Raw genomic sequence first — 23,851 nt, forward strand, 5'->3', positions numbered from 1 at the left:
TAAAAACTATAATATTTTAATTAAGAGTTTTTCATTGCATTTATTTCTTTTTCTGAAAGAACTTTTACATTTCCAGCATTTTTCGCAATGTGATATATTTTCGCAGCATCTTCAAGATATATTGAAGTTGTTAACGCTTTATCAATTGTTTCTCCAATTGCTAGAGTTCCATGATTGCTTAACAAACAAGCTTTTCTGTCATCTAAAACCTTTAAAGCTTCAATTCCAACACTGTCTGTTCCTGGCATTCCAAACTTTGCAACTGGAACATCTCCACCAATAAATGGTACCATTTCAATTAAAATTACTGGTATTCCTTCTTGGCATACAGCAAAACCTGTAGCATATGGGGAATGTGTGTGTAAAACGCACTTAATATCTTTTCTTTCAATATAAATTTGTGCGTGCATTCTCCACTCTGAAGAAGGTTGGTTATCTCCTTCAAGAATTGTCCCATCAAGTTTTAATACAACTAAATCTTCTAAAGTCATTGTGTCATAAGGTATACTCGATGGAGTTATAATCATAGCATCTGTTTCCTTGTCATAAGCACTTACATTTCCACTTGTTCCAGCTACAAGCCCTAAATTGTAAGAAGATTTTGCAGTTACTAATAATTCATGTTTTAATTCTTTTAAATTCATTTCTAACTCTCCTAATTTTTTATTAATAAATTCATTTTTATCTCAATTAAATTGCTAATTTTAAAATTTCAATTATATCTTCTTTTTTCATTTTTTTAAATCTACCTACACACTCTGAATCACCTAATGCTTTTAGTGCCATTTCTTCAAATCGGTCTACAGGAACTCCTGCTTCAGTTAGAGTAGTCTTTAATCCTAATGATTTAAAGAACTCTTCTAAACAAATTATTCCTTTTTCAACTACTGCCTCTTTATCATTTTCATTTGTAACTCCAAATACTCTTGTAGCTAATTGTACAAATCTATCCATATTCTCATGCTTAACATATTTCATCCATGCTGGGAAAACTATAGCCATACCAGCACCATGAGTTATATCATAAAGTGCACTTATCTCATGCTCAATTCTATGAGAACCCCAATCTGAAACTCTTCCAGCATCTAACATACCATTATGTGAAACTGTTGCTAGCCACATAATTTCTGAACAATTATCATAATTTTTTGGTTCTTTCTTCATACGAGGTCCAACTTCTAAAACTGCCTTCATTGCACCTTCTAATAGATGATCACTAAGCACTGCACTTTTTGTAGTAGTAAAGTATCTTTCAAACAAATGAGATAAAATATCAGCTATTCCACAAGACATTAAGTATGGTGGTATTGTATAACACATTTCAGGGTTTAAAATAGAAAACTCAGGAACAATTAATTCAGAATCTATACCACATTTTAAGTTTTTTTCTTCATTGGTGATAATACTACTTTCTGACATTTCAGAACCTGAACCTGGGATTGTAAGAACTGTTCCAACTTTTAGAGCTGATTTAGGCTCTGCTTTACCAGAATAGAAATCCCAAACATCACCATCATATTTTGTTCCTAAAGCAATAGCTTTAGAAGAATCAATAGCACTTCCACCACCAATTGCTAATACAAAATCAATATTTTGTTCCTTACAAATCTTAATCCCTTCATATACTAAGGATAATCTTGGATTTGGAACAACACCATCTAAAACAACATATTCTATACCATTTTCTTCAAGGGATTTAGTAATTCTATCAAGAATTCCAAACTCTTTTAAATACTCTCCACCATAGTGAACCAACACTTTGCGACTATGTTTTGCAACATGTTCACCTACAGTATTTTCAGCACCTTTTCCAAAAATAATTTTGGTACCACTTTTAAATGTAAAATTTTCCACACTTAATTCCCCCTCTTATTTTCACCTACAATAACTATTTCTACTTCATTTTTTATTAAAACATCTTTGTATTCTTTAGGAATTTTTCTATCTGTTATAATCATATCTAAATCATTTAATTTACAAATTTGATTGACTGAAGGTGAGTCAAATTTTGTATAGTCTACAACCAAGCACTTTTTTATTGAATTTTTTAACATAATCTTCCTTACCGTTGCTTCTAACTCATGATTATCTGTTACACCAAAATCTGAACTTATAGAAGAACAGCTTATAAAAGCTTTATCAGCAGATAATTTTTGTAAGGCATCAGTTGTCATGTATCCAACAAAAGAGCTAGTACTTTTTCTAAGAGTTCCGCCTAAGCAAATCACTTTAACAGTTTTGCTATTCTCAAATTCATATGCAATTTTCAAAGAATTTGTAATGACAGTAACTTTTTTCTTGATTGTATTCAAATTTTTAGCTATGTATAGTGCAGTTGTACTACTATCCAGCATGATACAGTCGCCATCTTCAATCAATTCAATACATTTTTCCCCAAGTAATTGTTTTTCTTCTAAAAATATATTCTCTCTTATCCGAATTGGAACTTCATTGTCTGATGTTTCAGGTAAATAAGCACCGCCTCGAACACGTTTTAATTTGTTTTCTTTTTCGAGTTTCTCAAAATCTCTTCGAATTGTTTCTTCAGAAACATCTAACAACTCACTTAAATTACTAATAATGACACTACCATTTTCGATTAATAATTCTTCTATTTTTTTCAACCTATCAACTGCCAACATTGCTTTTTGTCACCTCAACATTCTTGATTTTATTTGGTCTTCTGATAAATATTCTATTTACTACAATCGTTTTCATTTATTTATTAACAACATCTTACCACATATCACAACTTTTTTCAACACTCAAAAACATTTCATCACATTTCGACACATTAAAACACATTTATTCATCTTTTCATTAATATTAATCTGTTCTTTACTTCATATTATTTCTCAACATTGAAACATTATAAATCCCCATGCAAATTAGAGACTGGAGAAATGTAATATAGACAATATAAAAAGGAGAACTTCGTATAACTACGAAATTCTCCTTTTTATCTTAAAATAAATTATAGTACTACTTTACCGCTGCTATAACAGACATTTCTACTAAAATTTCTTCTCTAGCCATCTTAGCTTCCACACAAGCTCTTGCAGGCTCAAAACCGTTTTCAACCCATGCATCCCAAACTTCGTTCATATCTTGAAACATAGACATATCTTTTAAATAAATTGTTGTTGAAAGGACATGATGCTTATCTGATCCATATTTATTAAGCAACTCTTCAACTTTTTCAAGTACAACCTTAGTTTGTTCTTTGATACCCTTATCAGCATCACCACAAGTTTGTCCACATAGATAGATTGTTCCATTATGTACTACTACACGACTCATTCTTCCTGTACCTTCATATCTCTTAATTTCCATAGTCAATTAAATCCTCCAATCTATGTAATACTTTTGTTAATTCAATTAATTATACTAAACTTAAATACTTATTTCAATTTTCTCTTTATCCTGATTTTGCACTTCTATCTCTTCATCAAAAATTTTAAATATGCCCTTAACTTTAATTTGTAAGTAATAAAGCAAAAACCACACAAAACAGTTCTCACTCTGTTCTAAAAAAGTTTTTCCTGTATACTTTCATATACGCCACTATTAATACACCCAATACAGGTATTAAAAAAAAATTATATGATTTTATATTAGAATATTGCTTAACATTGACATCTTTACTATTCGTATCTTTTGAAAAACTCATTTCATCTATATAATAATCTGTTTTTAAATGAGGATTTTCTATATAAATTTTTGCTGACTCAAGCTTTTTCCAAGATAAATTAACAGTATCACTAATCCTATTCCAATAATCATAAGCATTATCCTCTACTGTAAAGTACTCAGTAATACCATCGTGCTTTAATTCAATTTTAATATATGCCTTTATAGATTTATCCTTATGAGACTCTTTTTTTGAATTTACTTTAGAGTTTTTCTTTGATTTTACTGACATCCATGCGCTTAAGCTATACTTTCCAGGCCCATTTTTTTGTAAAACGGATGTTATATCTTGAACAACACTATCATCTTTAGATTTTTGATTCGTAATTTTAATAGCTTTTACTCCTTGATATACTTTTTCATTTTCTTCTTCTATTTGTGCATTACCATTTGCTTTCCAATTGTCTAAGCCTTTTTCAAAGTCATTATTTAAAAGCAATTCTTCTTTTGTATCCTTAGAATATACTGAAGAAGCTATATAAAGTATTATATCATTGTCATCTTTTATAAAATCTTTTCCATTTATAATCCAATTTTTATCTTTTCTTTCTTCATATTTATTCATAGTATTTCTTGCTATCCCTGCTAAATAAATTTGTTTAGAATTTTCAATATTTATTATAGAATCAATATTATCAACAACTGTAAAATATCCATATCCTCCAGTTATAGAAATATTGGAAGAATCCTTTATTTTTAGCAATTGATTCTGTTCCTCATATTTTATAGCATATATAGAAATATTATTAGAATTTCTTACCTCCATCAGATAAGCTTTTTCAGTATTATTAACACCACATTGATAAATAGTCAAAGGATTAGTTACTCCATCAATAAGTACACGTCTATAATCTCCATGTATATTCCCACCTGACGAAGTTTTTACACTGGTATTAACCGCTACATTATAAAACTTTCCGCCTGCATTTTCTGTAAAAATCATCTCAGAATTTAAATAGTAATTATCTTTGTTTTCTTCAATAGAAGCAAATTGAACATCACGAAATACAGTATTATTTCCCCTTACTCTTAACATTGATACGTACTTATTATTTGTAAGCCCTTTTGCCTGAGAAGATTCCTGTCTTAATATTGCAAAGTCAGACATAATAATATTTGCATCTTTATCATTAACAGTATCAACAATAGCAGTATTTCCCAATATCTTAAAGTCTGGACTTTCATGAATTACAGAAATGTTTTTTCCAGCTCCAAATATTTTTGTTCCCTTTTTTAAAGTAATGGTACTCTTTACATGAAAATGCCCTCTAGGTATAAATATTGATTTACCAAAATTACCATTTCCTTCTGTTGTTGTATCATCAATTGCTTTTTGTATAGCTACAGTGTCATCATCATCATTATTGTATGGAGTTGCACCATAATCAGTAACAATATTAACTTTATCTTCATCATCATATGAAGGCATTTTTACAGGCCAAATATGCTTATTAACAAAATCCTCCTTAGAATTTTCATTTAAAATATCATCATGGTATTGGACATCAGACTTTGAATTTCCATATTCTTTTCCATCTACATGTATATATCCATTATTATCTTTAGGGGCAAAGGCATAATTATTTATCTTTTTCCAATTATTCTTATCTCCTTCTACATTTTCAATAGGAGGATTTTTAATACCTGTATTTATAATTGTATCAGCCTTTACATAAACATTTTTTAATATCACATATTGATTATAGCTTTCAATTGCTTTTCCTTTATCACCTTTTACCTCTATAGTACCATCAGTTAAAGTTACATGAGCACGACTTTGTTTTCCTCCTCTTTTTTCAATGGCTCCTCGCTCATCTACATAAACTGCACGATAATTTGAACTTGGCAACTGTGGACTTACAATTTTAAATCCAACCAAGTTAACAGGTGAATTTCTACTATCAACTATCTTTACCCCATATTCCTTCTGATTTTCAAGAACAACTCCAGCTACAAGTGCCTCTGGAACATATGAATCACTTAAAATGCCAATATCTCCTCCACTAACCTTAACATTAATTATGCTACCTACCGCTCCTGGAATCTTGTGTATTCCAGCATAGAATGATTTTCCAGTTATATTAATATCTTGAATGGTGCAATATTGTGCTCCATCCATTGAAATTGCACTATTTGGGGGATTATTTCCCATATCTACATCTATGCCTCTAATTGTAGCTAAATAATGTTGGCTTCTATTTACAGCTTGAACACCTTCCAACCTTGAATCATAATACCTAAAAAGTAATAATATATTCTGATTAATATTACTGTTATCTTTTAAAACAATTTTCGGTCTCTGTTTACCTTTAGTAGAACCAACAAGTATATTTCCAAATTTTCTTTGACTCCCAGACTTTATGTTTTTATCTTTTTGTAACCAATCTGCTGGATATTGATTTAATACTAATTGTTTTGATACCAAATATGTGCCTTCAGGGAAATATACAATAAGATTACTCACATATGCATCATCAATAGCTTTTTGAATAGCATCTGTATCATCAGTTATACCATCACCTTTAGCACTATATGGTTGTTTTGTAATATCAAGAAATCCATCTTGCCATGGATGATTAGATAAATGGTCTTTTAATCGTTGTGGAAATTTACTTACATCAATATTGTCATAATATTTCATAGTTCCAGCAAAAACATCGTTGAGTGGTGAAAGCATACTTATTACAATTAATATAATTAATATTTTTGACACTACTCTTTTCATAAAAATCCCCCACTTTTTATTAAATCTAAAACTTATTTATTATTATAAATCATAAGTGTGGGAAAAATATGTTATTACTATAAAATGCGAGTGTTGTCAGATATCTTAACAATATTTAAAATCTAACCAGCAGCAAGCAGAAACTTTTCAATTTATGCTATGACCCCTAAGGACGCAGCAATAATATATTTATCATTTTCCATGTAAAAAAACTAACACAGATATTTTATTCCATGTTAGTTTCTCTAAAACTTATAAATTAATTTTTCAACTTTTTTACTTCATTTAAATACTTTTTCTTGCTCCTTTGATGCTTTACTTTTTATAAAAGTTTTTCTTTTTTTGTTTTATTACTAAACTATTAAAATAAAGTTATAAAACACAAATATCCAAATTCCAAAACAGCATCACCAAAACCATCTTCCAAAAATTCTATAACCGCTTCGGTATTGTTCCCAATAATTCTTGAAAAAGCTACAATATAATCTTTTATGTCTTCAGTATCTATTTCTTTATTTTTATTCATGCAATATTTCAAAAATATAGCATACCTTACTAATAAATATTCTAGTATAATCATTTGAAAAGAAATAATCATCTCCTCAATATCATCGCTGAGGCAGCTACTTAAAATCTTAGATACAATACAATTTTCAATTAGCTGATTATATTGTTCAAATAAACTTTTATAATCATGCCACTTAATTAAAAGATTTCCAATTTTCATGTTTTCCGCAAAATCAGAAATATCTTTTAAAAGAATCTCTAAACTAGAAACTTCCTTATAATTCTGTATAATATCTAAAAATAGATAATTAATTTCTTCAACTGAATCATTTATGTTTAACTCTATTTCCCGATATACATCTATAAGTTCTTGTATATACTCTCTGTTCTTATACTTTTCTAGTTCTTGTAATAAATTATCTTCTCCAAAGTTTTCATTTTCTAAAATAGTTAATAGCATTTGAAAACTAATAATTAGCTTGTCTTCCAACAAAAAATTTTCCTGCTGAATAATATTAACCACAGCTTCCCTGATTTTAAGTTCTAATAAATTACTTTTTAAATTAATATCATTTTCTGAAATCATATTTATTTTACCAGTTAAGTTGCTTATAATATCTACTACTTCAGGACATGCACATGATAATAGAAGTTCCTTTCTATCTTCAAAGATATTCTCTATCCTTGGAAACATATGACATGTTAAAGATAGATGCTCTTCTCCATGGCTTTTTACTATCTTGCATAAACCCTGTTTATCCAAAAACGGACATACTTCATTGGTTTCCTTATTTATAAAATACTCTTTTTTATTTCCGCATTTTTTTATTTTTACATTATTTAAAATATAATTAGACTTATCATTTTCTTTTTTCCATTTATTATAGGTATCAGTATCTATACTAATGTCCCAACCTTCACAACATGTAAATCTGCATTTGTCAGCTATGCACTTAAACTTATCATAATTTGAAATTTTTAAGATATCTATTACTTTATTCATATATATAACTCCAATTTTTTATAATATTAGCTTAAACATTAATTAAGTAAGTATACTGTTCAACAAAAAAGTTTACGCTCTTTTTAGTTTACAATCAAGTTGCATTACTATATAAATTGCTCCATCTACTCCCCCCATCGCCTAAAAGACTACTATTTGCAGCATTCACAATTGCATCAACTTTTAACTTTGTAATATCTCCCTTAATTAAATTCATTCTTTCTTGAATTTCTGTAGTACTTCATCAATTTTCTCTTTATCCTGATTTTGCACTTCTATCTCTTCATCAAAAATTTTAAATATGCCCTTAACTTTAACTTGAATAGTATTTTGAGAGATCCATTGGTACTCTTTAAATCTATTCCACTTATAGAATCCACTACTAATTGATATTCCCTTTTCTCTTATTTTTGAATAATTTCTATCGGTTATAATCTTTTCAAGAGAAAATACTATCCAAAATATACTCAGCTTAATATTCTTTAAATATATTTCCTTATAACTTATATAATTTATTATTTTAAAAAGCATAAAAATACTCCAAAAAACTAATATTACCGTCCAAAAAATAGATATATTTCTTTCATTATTTATCTTTAAAATAAGTTTTCCACGGTAATTTCCTATATTTAATTCTCTCAATATACAATAAAACTCTATTACAATCAAAATATACAGTGCAATTGTCCATCCCATTTTTACATACATTCCTTTATCTTAAATGTTTATATTCCAATAAATTATATTTATAATCTACATTTTATTATACATCAATCACCTTATATTTGTAATTATAGTTTATTAACTATTGTATTCCATGTTAATTCTAAAACGCCTGTCATATTTGATGGCTCATTTGAAACGTATGTAATAACTGCATTTTTGTCTGGCAATATTACTACATAGTTGCCATACAATCCATCCATTCGATAAGAATTAGGATATGAATTCATCCATATTTGGTAACCGTATCCTTGTTTATGATCGGCAGTTGCGAAATATTCATTGAATTCAGATGTATCAATTTGGCATTTCGTAGCTTGTATAATATATTCTGCAGGTATAAGTTGTTTTTTGTTCCATACACCATGATTAAGTAACAGTTGACCAAATTTTGATAATTCTCTTGCTGTTAAATATAGTCCTGAACATCCTAATGATATACCATTAACATCGCAATTCCATTTTGGATCAGATATTCCCAATGGTTGAAAAATACGAGGCATTAAATATTTTTTCAGACTATATCCAGTTGTAATACTAATAAGTTTTGAAAGCATATAAGTTGCAGCGTTATTATATAGAAAGTGTGTACCTGGTTCAAAAGTGACAGGTTCTTCAAAGAAAAGTTTGCTAATATCATCAAGTGACTTATTTTCATCCATTGCTTTCATCAAAGGACATCCTGCATGTCCTGTACTCATACAAAGTAGATCATGAATGGTCATCTTTTTTAAATTATCATTTATCTGTATAATATCATCTTCAAAATAATCTACAATTTTGTCATTCAGACTAAAATATCCCTCGTTTTCTGCAATACCAATTGCCATAGATGTAAATGTCTTACTTACAGACCATAGAAGGGTTGGTTTTTCTTCTTCAAAATCATGTTCAGCAATTATATCCCCATCATTTCTTACGACCACATTAAGGACGTGAAGATTTTGCGTTTTAACTGATTTAATTAAATCATCTAATATGTAATTTTTCATTTTCTATTCTCCTTTTTTTACCACAAAACCACAATGTTTATAAAAATCAACTTAACGTATGTTTTCATTATAACTATATTAACCTTATTTTTTATCATTTACCAAGTTCATAAACGATTCTGTATTAAAGTTGTTCATATTCATCCATAAAACTCCAATAAAAAATCGGTATTAAATTATCTAAATTGATAATAAATACCGATTTATATTTATATGTCTTTTTGTTGTCTAATTATTCTTCTGATACTATGCTCAGTAAGATAATACTTTTGTGCAAGTTTTTTAATAGACATTCCTTCATTATAACTATTAAAAATTTCTATATTTCTCTTTTTTAAAATATCTCTTACACCACTATTTTCTCCCCAAGCTTTTTTATTTTCGCATTTTGTTGGTATATATAAATATCCACCCTCTATATGTTTTTGAATCAATTGAATAATATATTCTGGCAATATATTTTGTGCGTTTTCATATTTCATATTTTTGCTCCTATTTACTTTATTATTTGTAAGTAATAAAGCAAAAACCACACAAAACACCAGTTCCTAAATTAATCTAATAAATTAGGCCCTGAACAAATCCTTATTACGTTTGTTGTGTGTAGTCTTTGCCCAGAGCCAAAATACGCAGCATACTTTATCATATAATCCATTTATTTCTCCTCCATTTCCAACAAAAATTGCCTACAATTTTACATTAGGATTTAAGTATTGTTTTCTTTTTCCCGTCACACCCTTATAATCAATTGCCTTCTTTGGACAACTTTGAATACATGCCGCACATAATTCACAATGATGATTCCAGTTTGGTTTACCATTAACCATTGTAATATTATTTACCGGGCATCTTTTTGCACACAAACCACATCCAATACAATTATTATCTACTGTATAATATTGATCTGCTTCATGAAATTCATTGATATGTTTATAAAAATAATTACAACACACACGGTCTATAATAGCATGACTTTTCTCAATTTTGCATTCTTTTTTTATTTTTACACAGTCAGAAATATGGATGATTTTCTTTGCTTCTTTTGCAAATAGCTTCTCCTGAACCTTTTTGCTCTTTGCCCCATAACCAAAAATATAGTTACCAGGCATATTAATTAAGAACCCTGCTGACAATTTCACTCCATTCTCTTTTAAGATATCTTTACACTGATCAAGTGCTTTTCCTGGAAGTCCTCCATAATTTGCAATAGCGTAAATATATGTTTTATCTGAGACATCTAATTTTCGTAAAAAATCACAGATAATCAGTGGTAGTCCCCAATTATACACTGGAAAAACAATTCCAAGTGTGCTTCCATCTATTTTTCCTCTGGAATATTCTGTAATCTTATGAATTGTACATTCACCCAATTTTGCACTCAAATCATTAGCAATCTGCAAACTGTTACCAGTTCCCGTAAAATAATATATCTTGTTCATATTATACCTCCAAAATTATTTTTCACTTTTATTCCTTATCTTTTATAAGTTCAATCCAATTAATCATAGTATCATAGCAAAGTTTTAAGTTTCCTAAATTACAATGTGCTTCGCCATGCTCCTGTTCTGTAAAAATTCTGACTGTAATTGACCTTGCATTAGTCAGAGCATTAATTTCTAATCCGACTGTGCGATAATCAATTAAATGATCTTTCGTTGCCCCAATGATTAAAACATTCTGCTTAATCTTATCGGCTATATTATAAATCTGATACTGATCCATTTTCTTAAGATATTCATAAGGTGTCTTTGCTTCATAAGCGTACATCCCATGAAGAAATCCCCATTTTACAAGTTCATCACCTTTTTTAATCTTTGCTCCTATAATAGTATTAATTATGAAAGCCAAATTGTGTTTCATACAAAAATTAGTTATTCTCTGTACTTTTTTAGGCCGCATTCCAATCAGCACATCTGCAAAATTTGTAAATACTGACCATGCAATAACTCTTTTAATTCTGTCATCAAAAGCTGCTGCACGTGGTGCAAGCATCCCCCCAAGTGATGCTCCAATTATAGTTAATTCATCCAGTTTAAGATAATCCAGCACTGCTTTTACTGGTTTCTCCCATTCATGAGTAAAGTGTTTCCCCTGAACACGTATTACGCCCCCCTGCCCTGGTCCTTCAAAAAGATAAGTATCATATCCCTGTTCTGCAAAATAAAGCATAGAAAAAAAGAATTCTTCTATATATGAATCATTTCCACCATGAAGAAGTATCGTACCCTTCTTTTCCTGCTTAGCTTTTGCAAACATTACTGGGAGCTTTACGCCTTCATACGGCACTTTATATTGTTTTACTTTTCCACTTTCAAAATAATCTGCATAGTATTCATAAAACATTTTTGTTGCTAAAAGATAATATTTTTTCTTGTCTGGATCACCGTCATACATAAAGAATTCACTCATCCTATAATAAGCAATGGCATTTTCTATTCTTCCATCTTTATTCGCTTCATCACCTATAGCAATCATTTTTCTTTTCCAATCATTACTGGTATGTATATCTTTCGCTATCTTCTTAACGTCTTCTATCCTTCCCCCATCCCACATCACTGTACGATTTAGCTGAAAATTTAAATTTGGATTCTCATTTAATTTATAAGAATCAACCTGAAACTGAACCATATTAAAAGTACCTCCATTTCTTATATTTATTCTAAAAGAAATGGAGGTATAATTACTTTCAATTAGTTGCTATTCTTTTATTGTTTTATATACATCTCTTAAAGATATGCCAAACATTCGTTTACAAGTTGATGCACAATGGGATGAACTATCAAACCCTGCTAACATGCATGCTTCGGTAATGTTACTACCTTCACAAAAGTATTTATAAGTCTTACGGAGCTTTTCAAAGGCAAGATAACTGTGTAAGGTCATACCTGTCTGTTCCCTAAATAAATGTGATAACCGACTCTTAGATAAATATATCTGATTGCTTAAATCGTCAACAATTGAATGTTCAATTGTCTTTAATCCACTAATGTAATATAAAATTTTTTTTACTCTTTCTTCATATCTATGATTATCTGAATTATCAATTCCACACTGCTGTAGTAATATTGCATCAAGTGTTTCTTTATCATTCAGATGATTTACATATTCCTTTATCATTCTATCAACAACATTATCATTTAAAACCTCATAAGGATTTCCATTAAGATATTTTTTCTTTACTGATGCAGTATATCTGCTTATTTCTGTAAATAAAAATACAATTGAACCTTCTTTAGCTATTGTTCCTGTATGTATTACATTTGAATCAATACAAATTCCACGACACTTTATATTTTTATTCTCAATCTGCCATTCCATTTCCCCACCTAAAGAAATAATAATGTGTGAAGCAAGATGTTTGTGCCGTTCTGGATTTTTATAATCAGCTAATATCATCATAGGATCACAAAATTTAAAAATCTCTGACATTTCCTTATCCCCCTGTTTGAATAATATTAATGTCTATATTCCAATAAGTTATACTTATAATCTATACTTTATTTTTTATAATATTAGCTTAAACATTAATTAATTTCATTCTTTCTTGAAATTGCTATTTACCTATTTCGCTTTACTTCCCAACTACAAACCACTAAAACACCTCTATCTACTATTATATTTTAACCTTTAATTTTTTACATAAATAGAATTTAAGATTTATATGTATAATTTTATCATAACTTATCCATAACCTAATGTAAAAATTGATTAAAATAAAAGCCTACAGAATTCACACTCTGTAGACTCTTAACTACTATTACAAGTTTTTCTTTAGAAAAAACAAAACAATTATTTAATATTTGCCGTTTTCATTCTTTCTCTCAGACTCAACTAGAATGTTTTCCACCACATCCCAGTGCTCTGCGATTTTATTATTTTCAACTCTAAATAAATCATAATAAGATGTATGCTTTCCAGCAAAACTTCCTTCACTAACAGCTAATACAAAATTTCCTTGTCCAAGTGTCATATGGATTTTATCATATTTCATTTCAATACCATTATCAGCCATTGCCTTTAATCCAGCACCTAATCCTGAAAGATTATCCGCTATATTGGGATTATGTTGGATATAATTATCACCATCAAAGTACTCTGCAAGCTTTTCAGGTTTTTTTCCCATAAGAACATCTTGTACAAAGTTTTTAACAAGTTCTTTATTGGCTTCTGTTTTATCTAAGTCCTTCATTTCAGTAGCCCCATCAAACATAGTGTGACCGCTTGGATTTGGACCAGCTATCTTCTGAAGATTATCCCAATGTTCTACGATTTTACCATCTTCGAATCTAAAAATGTCAAAACCAGCTTTAGGACCAAAGAAATTATATTCAGTGTGAGCCACTACGTAATTTCCATCTTCAAATGATCTAACTGTATTTACTTTTGCAGAACCTTTTGGAAGTGCCTGTAATGTCTTACCAAATCCTGCAAGTCCATCTTCAGTTGATAAATTGTGTTGTATGTATTTGTTTGGATTGATATATCCAACTGGCTCAGCTGCTCCTGTTTCAATACTTTTTAATAGTGCAACAACCTTCTCTTTATTGGATAGTTGTGTTACTTTGGTTTCTTGTTTGGTTTCTTGTTTGGTTTGTTGTTTAGTTTCTTGCTTAACATCGTTCTTAGCACTGCATCCCGCTATACTTAGCCCTACAGCTAATATTGTCACTAAAGTTATTAATTTTGACTTCATGTTATCATCGCTCCTAAATTAAATTGATTTTTCTTGTTCACACTTATATAATAAATTCACAAGTATAAATTCACAAGTACGCACTTCAAAGTACTATAGGTACTTATAGGTAACTATTGCAAAATTAAAGTCTTAAATAGACTTTGTTAATATGATGATGATAATCACAGAGATCAGACTAACAAATGTGAAAAAGAGGTGAAACGTTTTATGAAAAAAGAATTACCTGCTTGTCCAGTAGAAACAACTCTTTTACTCATAGGAGACAAATGGAAGGTTTTAATATTAAGAGAGCTTATTGATGGTACTAAGCGTTTTGGACAATTAAAAAAAGCATTAGGTTCCGTTAGTCAAAAAGTACTTACTCAACAGCTTAGATCTATGGAAGCAGATGGTCTTATTAAGAGAAAAGTTTATGCAGCAATCCCCCCAAAGTTGAATATTCTCTTACCGAAGACGGTTTTAGCTTAAAACCTATACTGCATTCTATGATGAAATGGGGAGAACAATATAAGAAAAAATATATATAATCCATAACTTTTAAAAATTAACTCGTTGTGCTAGTTGATTTTTAAACAACTCATTAATTTTCTATAAATCACAATATTTATATGTGAAAAAGCTCAAACAAATTATTTAACCTATCATTAATATTGAAAAAAATGATAGGTTAAAAATTGTACATCCTATTTGAAACAATACAATATCACCATAAATAAAAGCCTACAGAATTCACACTCTGTAGACTCTTAACTACTATTACAAGTAATCATCATATTTATTTTCTTCTTTTATCTGATTAACTAGATATTTTAACTCCTGATCTTTATTTTTATCCATTACAAGAAGTACATCTCCTGCATCAACTACAATTAAATCCTTTATTCCAAAACCTATAACAAGCTTTTCCTTAGAGAAAACAAAACAATTTTCACTCTGCTCTAAAAAAGTTTTTCCTGTAACGTTGTTACTTCTAACACTATTTAAAAATCTGCTCATAGCTGAAAAACTTCCAATATCATCCCATTCAAACTCGCATTTTATTACATATCCTTTTCTTGTCTTTTGCATTATTCCAAAATCAACAGATATTCCTTCTATCAAGTTGTACTGTTCATTTATTGATTCTTCTTCTTTTTCTGTTCCTACCTCTTTATATATCTCCATTAGGTTTTTATACATCTTTGGAAGATATTTTTCCATCTCTCTTAAGAATACATCTGCCCTCCAAATAAACATCCCACTGTTCCAAAGGTAAGTTCCTTTAAATAAAAAATCCTTTGCAACTTCTATGTTCGGTTTTTCAGTAAATCTTTCTACTTTAAAAGTCGGAATATCTCCATTAATCCTATCACCCATTTGAATATATCCATATCCTGTTTCTGGCCTTGTAGGGTTTACTCCAATAGTTACCAGGCCCCGCCTTCTTTCTGCTATTTGAATTGCCTGAGATAAAGTATCTATAAATTCCTTATGCTGGTGTATATAATGATCTGAAGGAAGAACTACCATAACTGCATCCTTATCTTTTTTTAGAAGTTTAACTGCTGAAAGACCTATACAAGTTGCAGTCGGGTTCTAGACGCTATTGGTCATTTTGGGCATATAAATTCTCATATTATAATTAATATCTAAACTTATAGTAAATATCTATAATCTTTTCTCTAGTATCTTTATCTTCAGAAACAACAATTTTATCTATTAAACTTTCAATGGTGGTTCTATCAAACTCTTCAAAGTTTAATATTTTATCAATTTTATCTTTATACTTCACATAAAGCTTTTCTTTGTCTTGAAAACTTCTTTTTATCCCTTCAATTTCTTCTTTTTTATTGACTAAACGTTCTTGCTTTTTTTGTATTGCGCTTATCAAGTTATCAAAATTTCTTTTACTGATAGTTTCTTCTAAGCGGTTCATATACATCTTTTCAAATTGAGAATCTAATTTTTTAAGCTCTTTTTCGATTTTCTTAATCTCCTTCTCATAATTATCTTCATTTTTAACCTTATCTTTTGCCAATTCGTATAGTTCCTTTGGATTAATCATTTTTTGTACATACTTTTTCAAATCATTTTGGATTATCTCTTTAAGGTATTCCTCTTTAACAGAATGAGCTGTGCATCTTCCCCCACCCATTTGGCTATTGGTACACTTATAGCCCTTATATCTAGCCCTATAACTCATACTTCCACCGCATTCATTACATTTAAGAACTCCTGAAAAAAGATGTACATTTCCACCTTTGTGTCTAAAATTCTTACTTCTTTTCTTTATAAATTCTTGAACTTTTTCAAAAACTTCTTTAGAAATAATACCTTGAAATTCTCCACCTATAATCCATTCATCCTTTGAAGTTGTTTTTACTTTTTTGATTTTATAACTAACTTTTTTCCACCTTCCCTGAACCATAATACCTGCATACTTAGGGTTTGTGAGTATATATCTTATAGTATTATTAGTCCATAGTCCAAATTTTCCTTTAGCAAAGTTTTTAACTTGTGCTGATGGCGGTTCTATTCCTTTGTTATTTAAATAAGTTGCTATTTTTCCCATTCCCCAGCCTTGGATATATAATCTAAAAATCTCTCTAACTACTTCTGTAGTTTCATCTTCCTTAGGAACTAGTTTTATATTCTTAACACTTCCCTTATAAACCTTTTCAAATTTATAACCATAAGGAGGTTTGCTTGCAATAGAAGAACCTCTGAGCATCCTTTGTTTAAGTCCATCTCTAGTTCTACGAGAACAATCTTTAATATACATTTCATTTAAAATATTTTTAAACGGAACAATATCATCAACTTCATCAATAGTGTCAACATTGTCCAATACAGAAACAAATCTAACACCTTTTTGCTTAAAATAATCTTCTAGATAATATCCTGCAGTTATATAATTTCTAGCGAATCTAGATAAATCACGAGTTACTACCATGTTTATCTTTCCAAGCTCTATATCTTCCTTCATTTTTATAAAGCTCGCTCTTTCAAAATTAGAACCTGAAAAGCCTTGGTCTTCATATATTTCTTCAAGATTGTATACAACCTCTTTATCATATTTACTCTTTTCAATTAACCACTTTTTCAAACTTTCAATTTGAGCAGGTATAGATTCAGCCTGCTCCTTTTTATCACTTGATACTCTTGTATATATAGCTACATTCCAGACTTTTTTCACACCTATCACCTCTGAACTTTCTCATAGTAAGTGGCGATTGTATGCTTTTTTATATTAGATTCTTGAAGCTTATACTTAACTATTCTCTTCATAAGCTTTTTAATATCTTCCTGTCCATAGTGAAACTTAACCTTTGGTTTTCCTTTGGACATAAAAATCCCCCAGCATATTAATTCATTTATAATTATATGCTGGAGGTAAGTTATTTATATTGGGTTACATAATTATAATCCATACACATCCGAAAATTCTATATCAATTCTATCTATTAAATTATTTTCAAATTCATTATAATTATCCATAGCAATATCTTCTTCATAATCTAATTTTCTAGAAGGTAGATTTATAGTAAATTCCGTAAATTCACCATCTTTACTCTCTACAGTAATATTACCATTATGCAATTTAACAAGTAATTTAACAATTGTTAAGCCAATTCCACTTCCTTCACTATTTCTAGTAAAAGATTTATCTACCTGCCTAAAACGTTCAAAAATCATCTTCTGCTTATCTCTTGGAATTCCAATTCCTGTATCTCTTACTACTATACTAATTGAATCTTCCTTATCATATATATTTACAGAAATCTCATCTCCTTCATCCGTAAATTTTATAGCATTAGAAAGTAAATTTAACATTACTCTTTCAATATTAAAAGGATCACAAGCAATTACCTTATTTTTTATATTTGAGTTGAATTTTAATCTTCTATTTTTATTTTTTACATAATCTGAAACTGAATAAGTTATCTTGCTAATAAATTCTACTATATCATTATTTTTTAAATTTAATTCGAAAGAGTTAGAATTTATTCTAGTTATATCAACTATGTTATTAACTAACTTTAGAAGTCTATAATTATTTTGCTTAATAACTTTTGTATATTTTTCAAATTTCTCATTAGCTTCTGAACTTAAATTATTATTTAGATATAAATTTAACATTTGTAATGCACAAAATGATAGATTCAATGGTGTTTTTAACTCATGAGATAAATTTGCTAAAAGCTCTAATTTTAATTTATTATATTCAAGCTGTTCTCTTAGTAAATTATATTCAGTAACATCTACTCCACAGCTCAATGTTCCTTCTTCTTTTCCATATTTATCTCTTAGTGTAACATTATAACAACATATCATTCTTTCTTCACCATTTTTAGTTGTAACAATTTTTTCTGAATATCTCACTAATTCTCCACTTATTAATGTTTGAACATCGTTATTTTCCTCTTTGTGCTCTTTCTTACTAATAAATTCACTCCATTGCTTTCCATGTAATTCCGCTTCACAATATCCTAAAATTTCACACCCTTTTCTATTAATTAATGTTATTTTATCATCTTTGTCCAAAACTAAAATTGAAACTTCTGCAATATCAAGATACTTTTGCAATCTATCTCTCTCTTCTTTTAACTCTAATGTACGTTCTTTTACTTTATTATCTAATACTACATTAGAAAGTTCTAACTTTTCATATAACTTTGCATTTTCAAGAGCAATAACTATTTGAGCAGAGAGTATTTCTAAAACTTTCAATCTATCCTTTGTGAAAGCACCTCTCATAAGATTATTTTCTACATAAATTATTCCCTTAAATTCGCCTTGATTTATTAACGGATAGCATAAAACTGATTTAGATTTGTTTTTAACAATATACTTATCATTGCCAAATTTTGTTGAATCAATAGCATTTTCTAAAATAACATTTTCGATAGTCCTACTAACATAATTTATAATGCTCTTAGGAATATCCCCATATTCTTCAACTTTTATATTTAATCCAACAGTTATTTTTTCTTGTTCACTTTCTTTTTTGCCTTTAATTATAAGATTATCTTTTTCCTTAACAATAAAAACTACTTTCTGAGCCCCCAAATTCTCTATAACAATCTTAATTAATGTTTTTATTAATTTTTCTAAAACAATTTCCTGTGAAATAGCTTGACTTGCCTTCATAATTGCAGCAATATCTACTAACTCTAAAATTGTAGTTTGACTTTCAATGATATTACCTTCAAATTTTTCATGAAAAATTTGTAAATATTTATTTTGTAAATCCTTTACTTTAGATTCTGCTCCCCAACGCTTGTAGCAAGAATATGATTCTTTAAAGTGTAATTTAGCATATCTATAGTTATTTTTACTAAGCCAAAATTTTGTAGCAAGCTCATTAGCTAAAGCTTCATCATTTATGTATTCATTTTCTTTTGCCAATGAAATGGCCTTATCATAACACTTTATCGCTTCATCAGTTTTCCCTAATACTCTGAATTGTTCCGCTTCAACCAAATAAAATTTATGCAAGAAATTCATTGGAGCATTCTCAGCCCATTTTTTCATTTTATCTTGATTTTGTAAAATTCTTATTAAAATCTCTTCTTTTTCCTTATCTGAAGCATCAGAATATACCGCAAGTCTTGAAAGAGAATCAAAGAAAATATAGATAACTTCATCTAATAATCCTGAAAGTCCTTTAATACTTTCCCCTACTTTTTCTCCACATTCAATAGCAGAAGAATATCTTTGAAAGTAATAATTAAGCATCATTTTGTTAACCAAAAGGTATGTTTTTGTAACTATATCACCATTATTACTAATAATATCAATAATAGAATTTTCATCACATAATTCACCTATTAATTTTGTAGGAGTATTTGATTTTCCTTGCATATTTAAAACAAATTGTCCAAAAATACTTATCCAATTTGAAGATACTCCTTGTTTAATTTTTCTAAGTCTTTCTATATTTATTTTTATTTTTTTTTCTAATTCTTTAAGCGACTCACCAAGATAAATTGCATTCTTAGAATATACCAAGAGTCCATATCCAGCATATTCAAAATCACCGTTCTCCATACCTGAATAATATACTTCTTCACTAGGATTTAAAGTTAAACGTAAATGTTCTTTCCACTGTTGTATAGCCCCACTATATATGTTTAAAACCATTGGTTTATATTGTTTTAATTTTTGACTTTCTATTAGAGCACAACTCATTTTCCCTAGTTTATATGCAAGATTTATATCAATTCCTGATGAACTAAGAATCATTCCATAGGATGCATAAGCCATTGCTGAAAGAGGTGCATTACCATATTTCAATGAAAGTTCCATCATTTTACATACCACTATTGGAGTCAGCATAGGTGCTGTTTTATATGTAACAGATATGCTGCCAGCTAAAATTTGCATTGCTGCAAGTTTTATAGGCTCTTTCATTACAGGAAGATTAACTAATTCTTCTACTTCCATTCCTGACATAGCTTCTTTTAGATTAGCAAAAGCACTTTCTATATCAGCTTGTGTTGGTGCTATAGGAATATCTATATCCATTTCTTTTAATACTGATATACTTATATTCAAAGCTTCCTGTATTTTAAATTGAGATTGATAAGCTTGCAATTCTACATTATACACCTTAACTTTATCAATTACTGTTTTCGCATTATCTAAAACCATTCTTGAATATTGCTCCATTTTTTCAAAATCACCAATAAGATAAGACATTTCTGTTATTTCAGAATATAATTTTAGTGTCATATCATAATATTTTTTCCAAGAATCATTACTTAACATTTTAATACCTGTTTCAAAATAAACAAATGCTGCTTTATAAGCTGATGAACTTTTTGCCGCCATACCTGCTTTTAAATTTAACTCAGCAAGTTTTATACGTTCTGTTGTTTCACTTATGATAGTTCTACCTGCATTAAGCTGTCTTACTGTTTCAAATAATTGTTCTGTTTTTTCAGAATGTAAATATTCTTTTAACAGTAATTTACCTATGTGTAGATGAGCAGCTGGTTTCATTTCTTTAGGTATTAAAGCATAAACCGCCTGTTGTATACGGTCATGTAGAAATCTAAATTTAATATTATCTTTTGATAAATCCATACTTTCATTTTTTAAAATAGATACTAGTCCTTTATCAGCAGCTACCTGTAATTCTTCCAATACCCCCTCTGAAGATTTATTACTAACTAGAGTAAGAGTTCTTAAATCAAATTGATTTCCTATGCAAGCAGCATTTTTTAATTCTTCTACAGTTGAAGGATTTAGTGTATTTATTTTTTGTATTAGCAAGTCTACTACATTTTCAGTTATATCCATTTTTTTTATTTCTTCCGTATCCCAACACCACTGCATTGACTGGTAATCAAACCAAATGTATTTTTTATCATACAATATCTTTAAAAATTCTCTCATAAAAAAGCAATTTCCTGCAGTTTTACTATATATAAAATCCGATAGTTCTTTAAACGAAGTAGACTCTTTTCTTGAACTCGTTAAAGTATCTTCAAGTAATGCTTGTACTTCTTTTTCCTTTAATGATTTTAATTCTATAATATTAACATTAGCTTTATTATTAATAAGCTCATTTTTCATAATGTTAACTGGATGAAGTGAATTAACTTCATTATCTCTATACGCTCCAATAATTAACAAATTTTCAATTGCTTCATTTGTCATTAAAGTTTTTATAAAATTCAAACTAGCAATGTCTGCCCACTGTAGGTCATCAATAAACATAATAAGTGGATGTTCTTTTTCAGCAATTACCTTCATAAAGTTTTCAATAATTAAATTAAATCTATTTTGAGTTCCCATTGATCCTAATTCTGGAACTGGCTCTTGCTCTCCAATAATCAGTTTTAAAGATGGTAAAACATCCACAAGTACTTGTCCATTATTTCCTACTGCCCGTAATATTTTTTTGCGCCATATTTGTAATTGTTCAGAAGATTCCATAAGCAACTCATGGATAAATTTTTCAAGTGCTTGAATAATAGCATTATAGGGTGTTTCACTTTGCAATTGTTCAAATTTACCACATATAAAATAAGCTGAGCTACCTAAAATTTCATTTTGTATTTTATTTACTAAAGCTGTCTTACCTATTCCTGAATAACCTTTGATTAATAATAATTCTTTAGAACCATTACCAACTCTTTCAACGGAAGCAAGTAATTCTTTAATTTCTTCTTCTCTACCATATAATTTGGGTGATATTTCAAATCTATCATTAATATCTTCCTGTGCAATTTCAAAGTTTTCTATGTTGTGATTGGATTTAAAACTTTCTTTGCATCTTTCTAAATCTCTTTTTAAACCAATTAAGCTTTGATATCTATCTTCTGGCATTTTAGCTATTAACTTCATTATGATGTTTGAGATTACTTGTGGTATCCTATCATTAACTACAATGGGAGGTATAGCTTTTTTTGCAATATGCGCATAAATAAGTTCTATTCTATCAGAATTATTAAAAGGTAATTTTCCTGTTAATAATTGATAAAAACATATACCTAAAGAATAATAATCTGAACGATAATCTACTAGCTTACCTATTCTTCCTGTCTGTTCTGGTGATATATATTCTAAAGTACCTTCTAATTGTTCAGGATTTTTTTCATTTTTATTGTCTTCTATCATTATCATAGAACTATTAAAATCTATAATCCTTACTTCTCCATCAACATTAATTAAAATATTATTAGGATTAATATCAAGATGAACAATTTTATTCTTGTGTATATCATTTAGAATATCAACAAGTTGAATAGCTACTTCAAAAAATTTTTCTATGCTAATATCTTTATTTTTAATTAGATTTTTAAGTGAATCTCCTTCAAAGTATTCCTTAACTAAAACTGGTCTACCATCCCAATTTTCTAAAGCGTATGCTTCTAATACCCCTTTAACACAATTAATTCTTTGAGCAATTTCATATTCATTCTTTAATTTTTCAATACTTCTTAATGTTACTCTCTCTGAAGATACTGTCTTAAGAATTACACTTTCTTTTTTTCGTTTACTATAACCCTGGTAAACAAGTGTATCTTTACCTTCATAAATTAACTTATCCATTTGGTATTCTTTAAGTCCCAACATAATTCATCCATCCTTTTTTATACTTTATTTTATAGTTCTATAAAGTAATCAGTATTATCTTTGACATAACTTCAAGGTTATGTTTTTAATTATTTAGCTTATTATTATGAAAATTTATGATAAATAAACAAATACTTAAAATATATCTATTTATTAAAAGGTTTTCCTTTTAAATAATATTATACTAAATTTTGTATAATATTGTTATATTTTTGTACAAAAACTCTTTAAATGGATTATTTTTTGGGGACGTAAAAATCCCCCAGCATATTAATTCATTTATAATTATATGCTGGAGGATAATACACTCTCAAACTAAACAACGCCGTACTGAAAATTCCAGTACGGCGTTGTTTTTATTGTTAGAGGTGAAGCATAGTCTTCAAACTCCTCTAATAATATTTATAAAAAAACAAATAATAGATTTCTTGCTAACAATTCTTATATCT

At 28.8% G+C, this 23,851-nt stretch carries 16 protein-coding genes and 3 pseudogenes; 1 reads left to right on the forward strand and 18 read right to left on the reverse strand.

Annotation, left to right across the window (positions count from 1 at the left end):
- Nucleotides 1-20: 20 nt before the first annotated feature.
- The 14 genes and pseudogenes from OXH55_RS04780 to OXH55_RS04845 all read right to left on the reverse strand — a co-directional run bounded on the left by OXH55_RS04780 (nt 21) and on the right by OXH55_RS04845 (nt 14,333).
- Entirely contained in the window at nt 21-644 is a 624-nt protein-coding gene (locus OXH55_RS04780) for a class II aldolase/adducin family protein (protein ID WP_268048370.1), read from the reverse strand.
- A gap of 46 nt (nt 645-690) precedes the next feature.
- A complete protein-coding gene (locus OXH55_RS04785; protein WP_268048372.1) occupies nt 691-1,854 on the reverse strand; it encodes an iron-containing alcohol dehydrogenase in 1,164 nt (387 codons plus the stop codon).
- Nucleotides 1,855-1,856: 2 nt separating this feature from the next.
- Complete coding sequence (locus OXH55_RS04790; protein WP_268048374.1) at nt 1,857-2,642, reverse strand: DeoR/GlpR family DNA-binding transcription regulator; 786 nt, start codon at nt 2,640-2,642, stop codon at nt 1,857-1,859.
- A 340-nt stretch (nt 2,643-2,982) separates the two neighbouring features.
- A complete protein-coding gene (locus OXH55_RS04795) occupies nt 2,983-3,333 on the reverse strand; it encodes a RidA family protein (RefSeq protein WP_268048376.1) in 351 nt (116 codons plus the stop codon).
- 184 nt (nt 3,334-3,517) lie between these two features.
- Entirely contained in the window at nt 3,518-6,415 is a 2,898-nt protein-coding gene (locus OXH55_RS04800) for a glycosyl hydrolase family 28-related protein (RefSeq protein ID WP_268048378.1), read from the reverse strand.
- A 361-nt stretch (nt 6,416-6,776) separates the two neighbouring features.
- On the reverse strand, nt 6,777-7,925 hold the full coding sequence (gene fliB / locus OXH55_RS04805) for a flagellin lysine-N-methylase (protein ID WP_268048380.1): 1,149 nt from the start codon (nt 7,923-7,925) through the stop codon (nt 6,777-6,779).
- Nucleotides 7,926-8,036: 111 nt separating this feature from the next.
- Nucleotides 8,037-8,142: pseudogene (locus OXH55_RS04810) on the reverse strand (RNase III inhibitor); the annotation flags it as partial.
- Nucleotides 8,139-8,621, reverse strand: a complete 483-nt coding sequence (locus OXH55_RS04815) for a DUF5673 domain-containing protein (protein WP_268048383.1) — start codon at nt 8,619-8,621, stop codon at nt 8,139-8,141. The pseudogene OXH55_RS04810 and the gene OXH55_RS04815, both read right to left, overlap by 4 nt.
- Nucleotides 8,622-8,716: 95 nt before the next feature.
- Entirely contained in the window at nt 8,717-9,640 is a 924-nt protein-coding gene (locus OXH55_RS04820) for a serine hydrolase domain-containing protein (protein ID WP_268048385.1), read from the reverse strand.
- A gap of 209 nt (nt 9,641-9,849) precedes the next feature.
- Nucleotides 9,850-10,173, reverse strand: a complete 324-nt coding sequence (locus tag OXH55_RS04825; RefSeq protein WP_268048387.1) for a CD3324 family protein — start codon at nt 10,171-10,173, stop codon at nt 9,850-9,852.
- Between the two features lie 153 nt (nt 10,174-10,326).
- On the reverse strand, nt 10,327-11,079 hold the full coding sequence (locus OXH55_RS04830) for an EFR1 family ferrodoxin (protein ID WP_268048389.1): 753 nt from the start codon (nt 11,077-11,079) through the stop codon (nt 10,327-10,329).
- 28 nt (nt 11,080-11,107) lie between these two features.
- Nucleotides 11,108-12,268, reverse strand: coding sequence for an alpha/beta hydrolase family protein (locus tag OXH55_RS04835; RefSeq protein WP_268048391.1), 1,161 nt, complete (start codon nt 12,266-12,268; stop codon nt 11,108-11,110).
- Between the two features lie 69 nt (nt 12,269-12,337).
- On the reverse strand, nt 12,338-13,069 hold the full coding sequence (locus OXH55_RS04840; protein WP_268048393.1) for a helix-turn-helix transcriptional regulator: 732 nt from the start codon (nt 13,067-13,069) through the stop codon (nt 12,338-12,340).
- Nucleotides 13,070-13,433: 364 nt separating this feature from the next.
- Nucleotides 13,434-14,333, reverse strand: a complete 900-nt coding sequence (locus tag OXH55_RS04845; protein WP_268048395.1) for a nuclear transport factor 2 family protein — start codon at nt 14,331-14,333, stop codon at nt 13,434-13,436.
- 210 nt (nt 14,334-14,543) lie between these two features.
- Between OXH55_RS04845 and OXH55_RS04850 the strand changes: the two are divergent.
- Nucleotides 14,544-14,863: pseudogene (locus OXH55_RS04850) on the forward strand (winged helix-turn-helix transcriptional regulator).
- 229 nt (nt 14,864-15,092) lie between these two features.
- Here the strand turns inward: OXH55_RS04850 and OXH55_RS04855 are convergent.
- The 4 genes and pseudogenes from OXH55_RS04855 to OXH55_RS04870 all read right to left on the reverse strand — a co-directional run.
- Nucleotides 15,093-15,905, reverse strand: a pseudogene (locus OXH55_RS04855) (mannose-1-phosphate guanylyltransferase); the annotation flags it as partial.
- A 52-nt stretch (nt 15,906-15,957) separates the two neighbouring features.
- Entirely contained in the window at nt 15,958-17,511 is a 1,554-nt protein-coding gene (locus tag OXH55_RS04860) for a recombinase family protein (protein ID WP_268048397.1), read from the reverse strand.
- A 5-nt stretch (nt 17,512-17,516) separates the two neighbouring features.
- The gene (locus OXH55_RS04865; protein ID WP_268048399.1) at nt 17,517-17,663 is read right to left on the reverse strand and encodes a hypothetical protein; all 147 of its coding nucleotides are present in this window, start codon (nt 17,661-17,663) and stop codon (nt 17,517-17,519) included.
- Nucleotides 17,664-17,735: 72 nt separating this feature from the next.
- Nucleotides 17,736-23,378, reverse strand: a complete 5,643-nt coding sequence (locus tag OXH55_RS04870; protein ID WP_268048401.1) for an AAA family ATPase — start codon at nt 23,376-23,378, stop codon at nt 17,736-17,738.
- Between the last annotated feature and the right edge of the window lie 473 nt (nt 23,379-23,851).

Source organism: Clostridium ganghwense (genome assembly GCF_026735165.1).
Lineage (GTDB): Bacteria > Bacillota > Clostridia > Clostridiales > Clostridiaceae > Clostridium_H > Clostridium_H ganghwense.

What these genes read in the sequence shown, in the direction of transcription:
- OXH55_RS04780 (WP_268048370.1), bottom strand. Translation starts at nt 644, where the DNA reads ATGAATTTAAAAGAATTAAAACATGAATTATTAGTAACTGCAAAATCT.
- OXH55_RS04790 (WP_268048374.1), bottom strand. Translation starts at nt 2,642, where the DNA reads ATGTTGGCAGTTGATAGGTTGAAAAAAATAGAAGAATTATTAATCGAA.
- OXH55_RS04795 (WP_268048376.1), bottom strand. Translation starts at nt 3,333, where the DNA reads ATGGAAATTAAGAGATATGAAGGTACAGGAAGAATGAGTCGTGTAGTA.
- OXH55_RS04800 (WP_268048378.1), bottom strand. Translation starts at nt 6,415, where the DNA reads ATGAAAAGAGTAGTGTCAAAAATATTAATTATATTAATTGTAATAAGT.
- fliB (WP_268048380.1), bottom strand. Translation starts at nt 7,925, where the DNA reads ATGAATAAAGTAATAGATATCTTAAAAATTTCAAATTATGATAAGTTT.
- OXH55_RS04815 (WP_268048383.1), bottom strand. Translation starts at nt 8,621, where the DNA reads ATGGGATGGACAATTGCACTGTATATTTTGATTGTAATAGAGTTTTAT.
- OXH55_RS04820 (WP_268048385.1), bottom strand. Translation starts at nt 9,640, where the DNA reads ATGAAAAATTACATATTAGATGATTTAATTAAATCAGTTAAAACGCAA.
- OXH55_RS04830 (WP_268048389.1), bottom strand. Translation starts at nt 11,079, where the DNA reads ATGAACAAGATATATTATTTTACGGGAACTGGTAACAGTTTGCAGATT.
- OXH55_RS04835 (WP_268048391.1), bottom strand. Translation starts at nt 12,268, where the DNA reads ATGGTTCAGTTTCAGGTTGATTCTTATAAATTAAATGAGAATCCAAAT.
- OXH55_RS04840 (WP_268048393.1), bottom strand. Translation starts at nt 13,069, where the DNA reads ATGTCAGAGATTTTTAAATTTTGTGATCCTATGATGATATTAGCTGAT.
- OXH55_RS04845 (WP_268048395.1), bottom strand. Translation starts at nt 14,333, where the DNA reads ATGAAGTCAAAATTAATAACTTTAGTGACAATATTAGCTGTAGGGCTA.
- OXH55_RS04865 (WP_268048399.1), bottom strand. Translation starts at nt 17,663, where the DNA reads ATGTCCAAAGGAAAACCAAAGGTTAAGTTTCACTATGGACAGGAAGAT.
- OXH55_RS04870 (WP_268048401.1), bottom strand. Translation starts at nt 23,378, where the DNA reads ATGGATAAGTTAATTTATGAAGGTAAAGATACACTTGTTTACCAGGGT.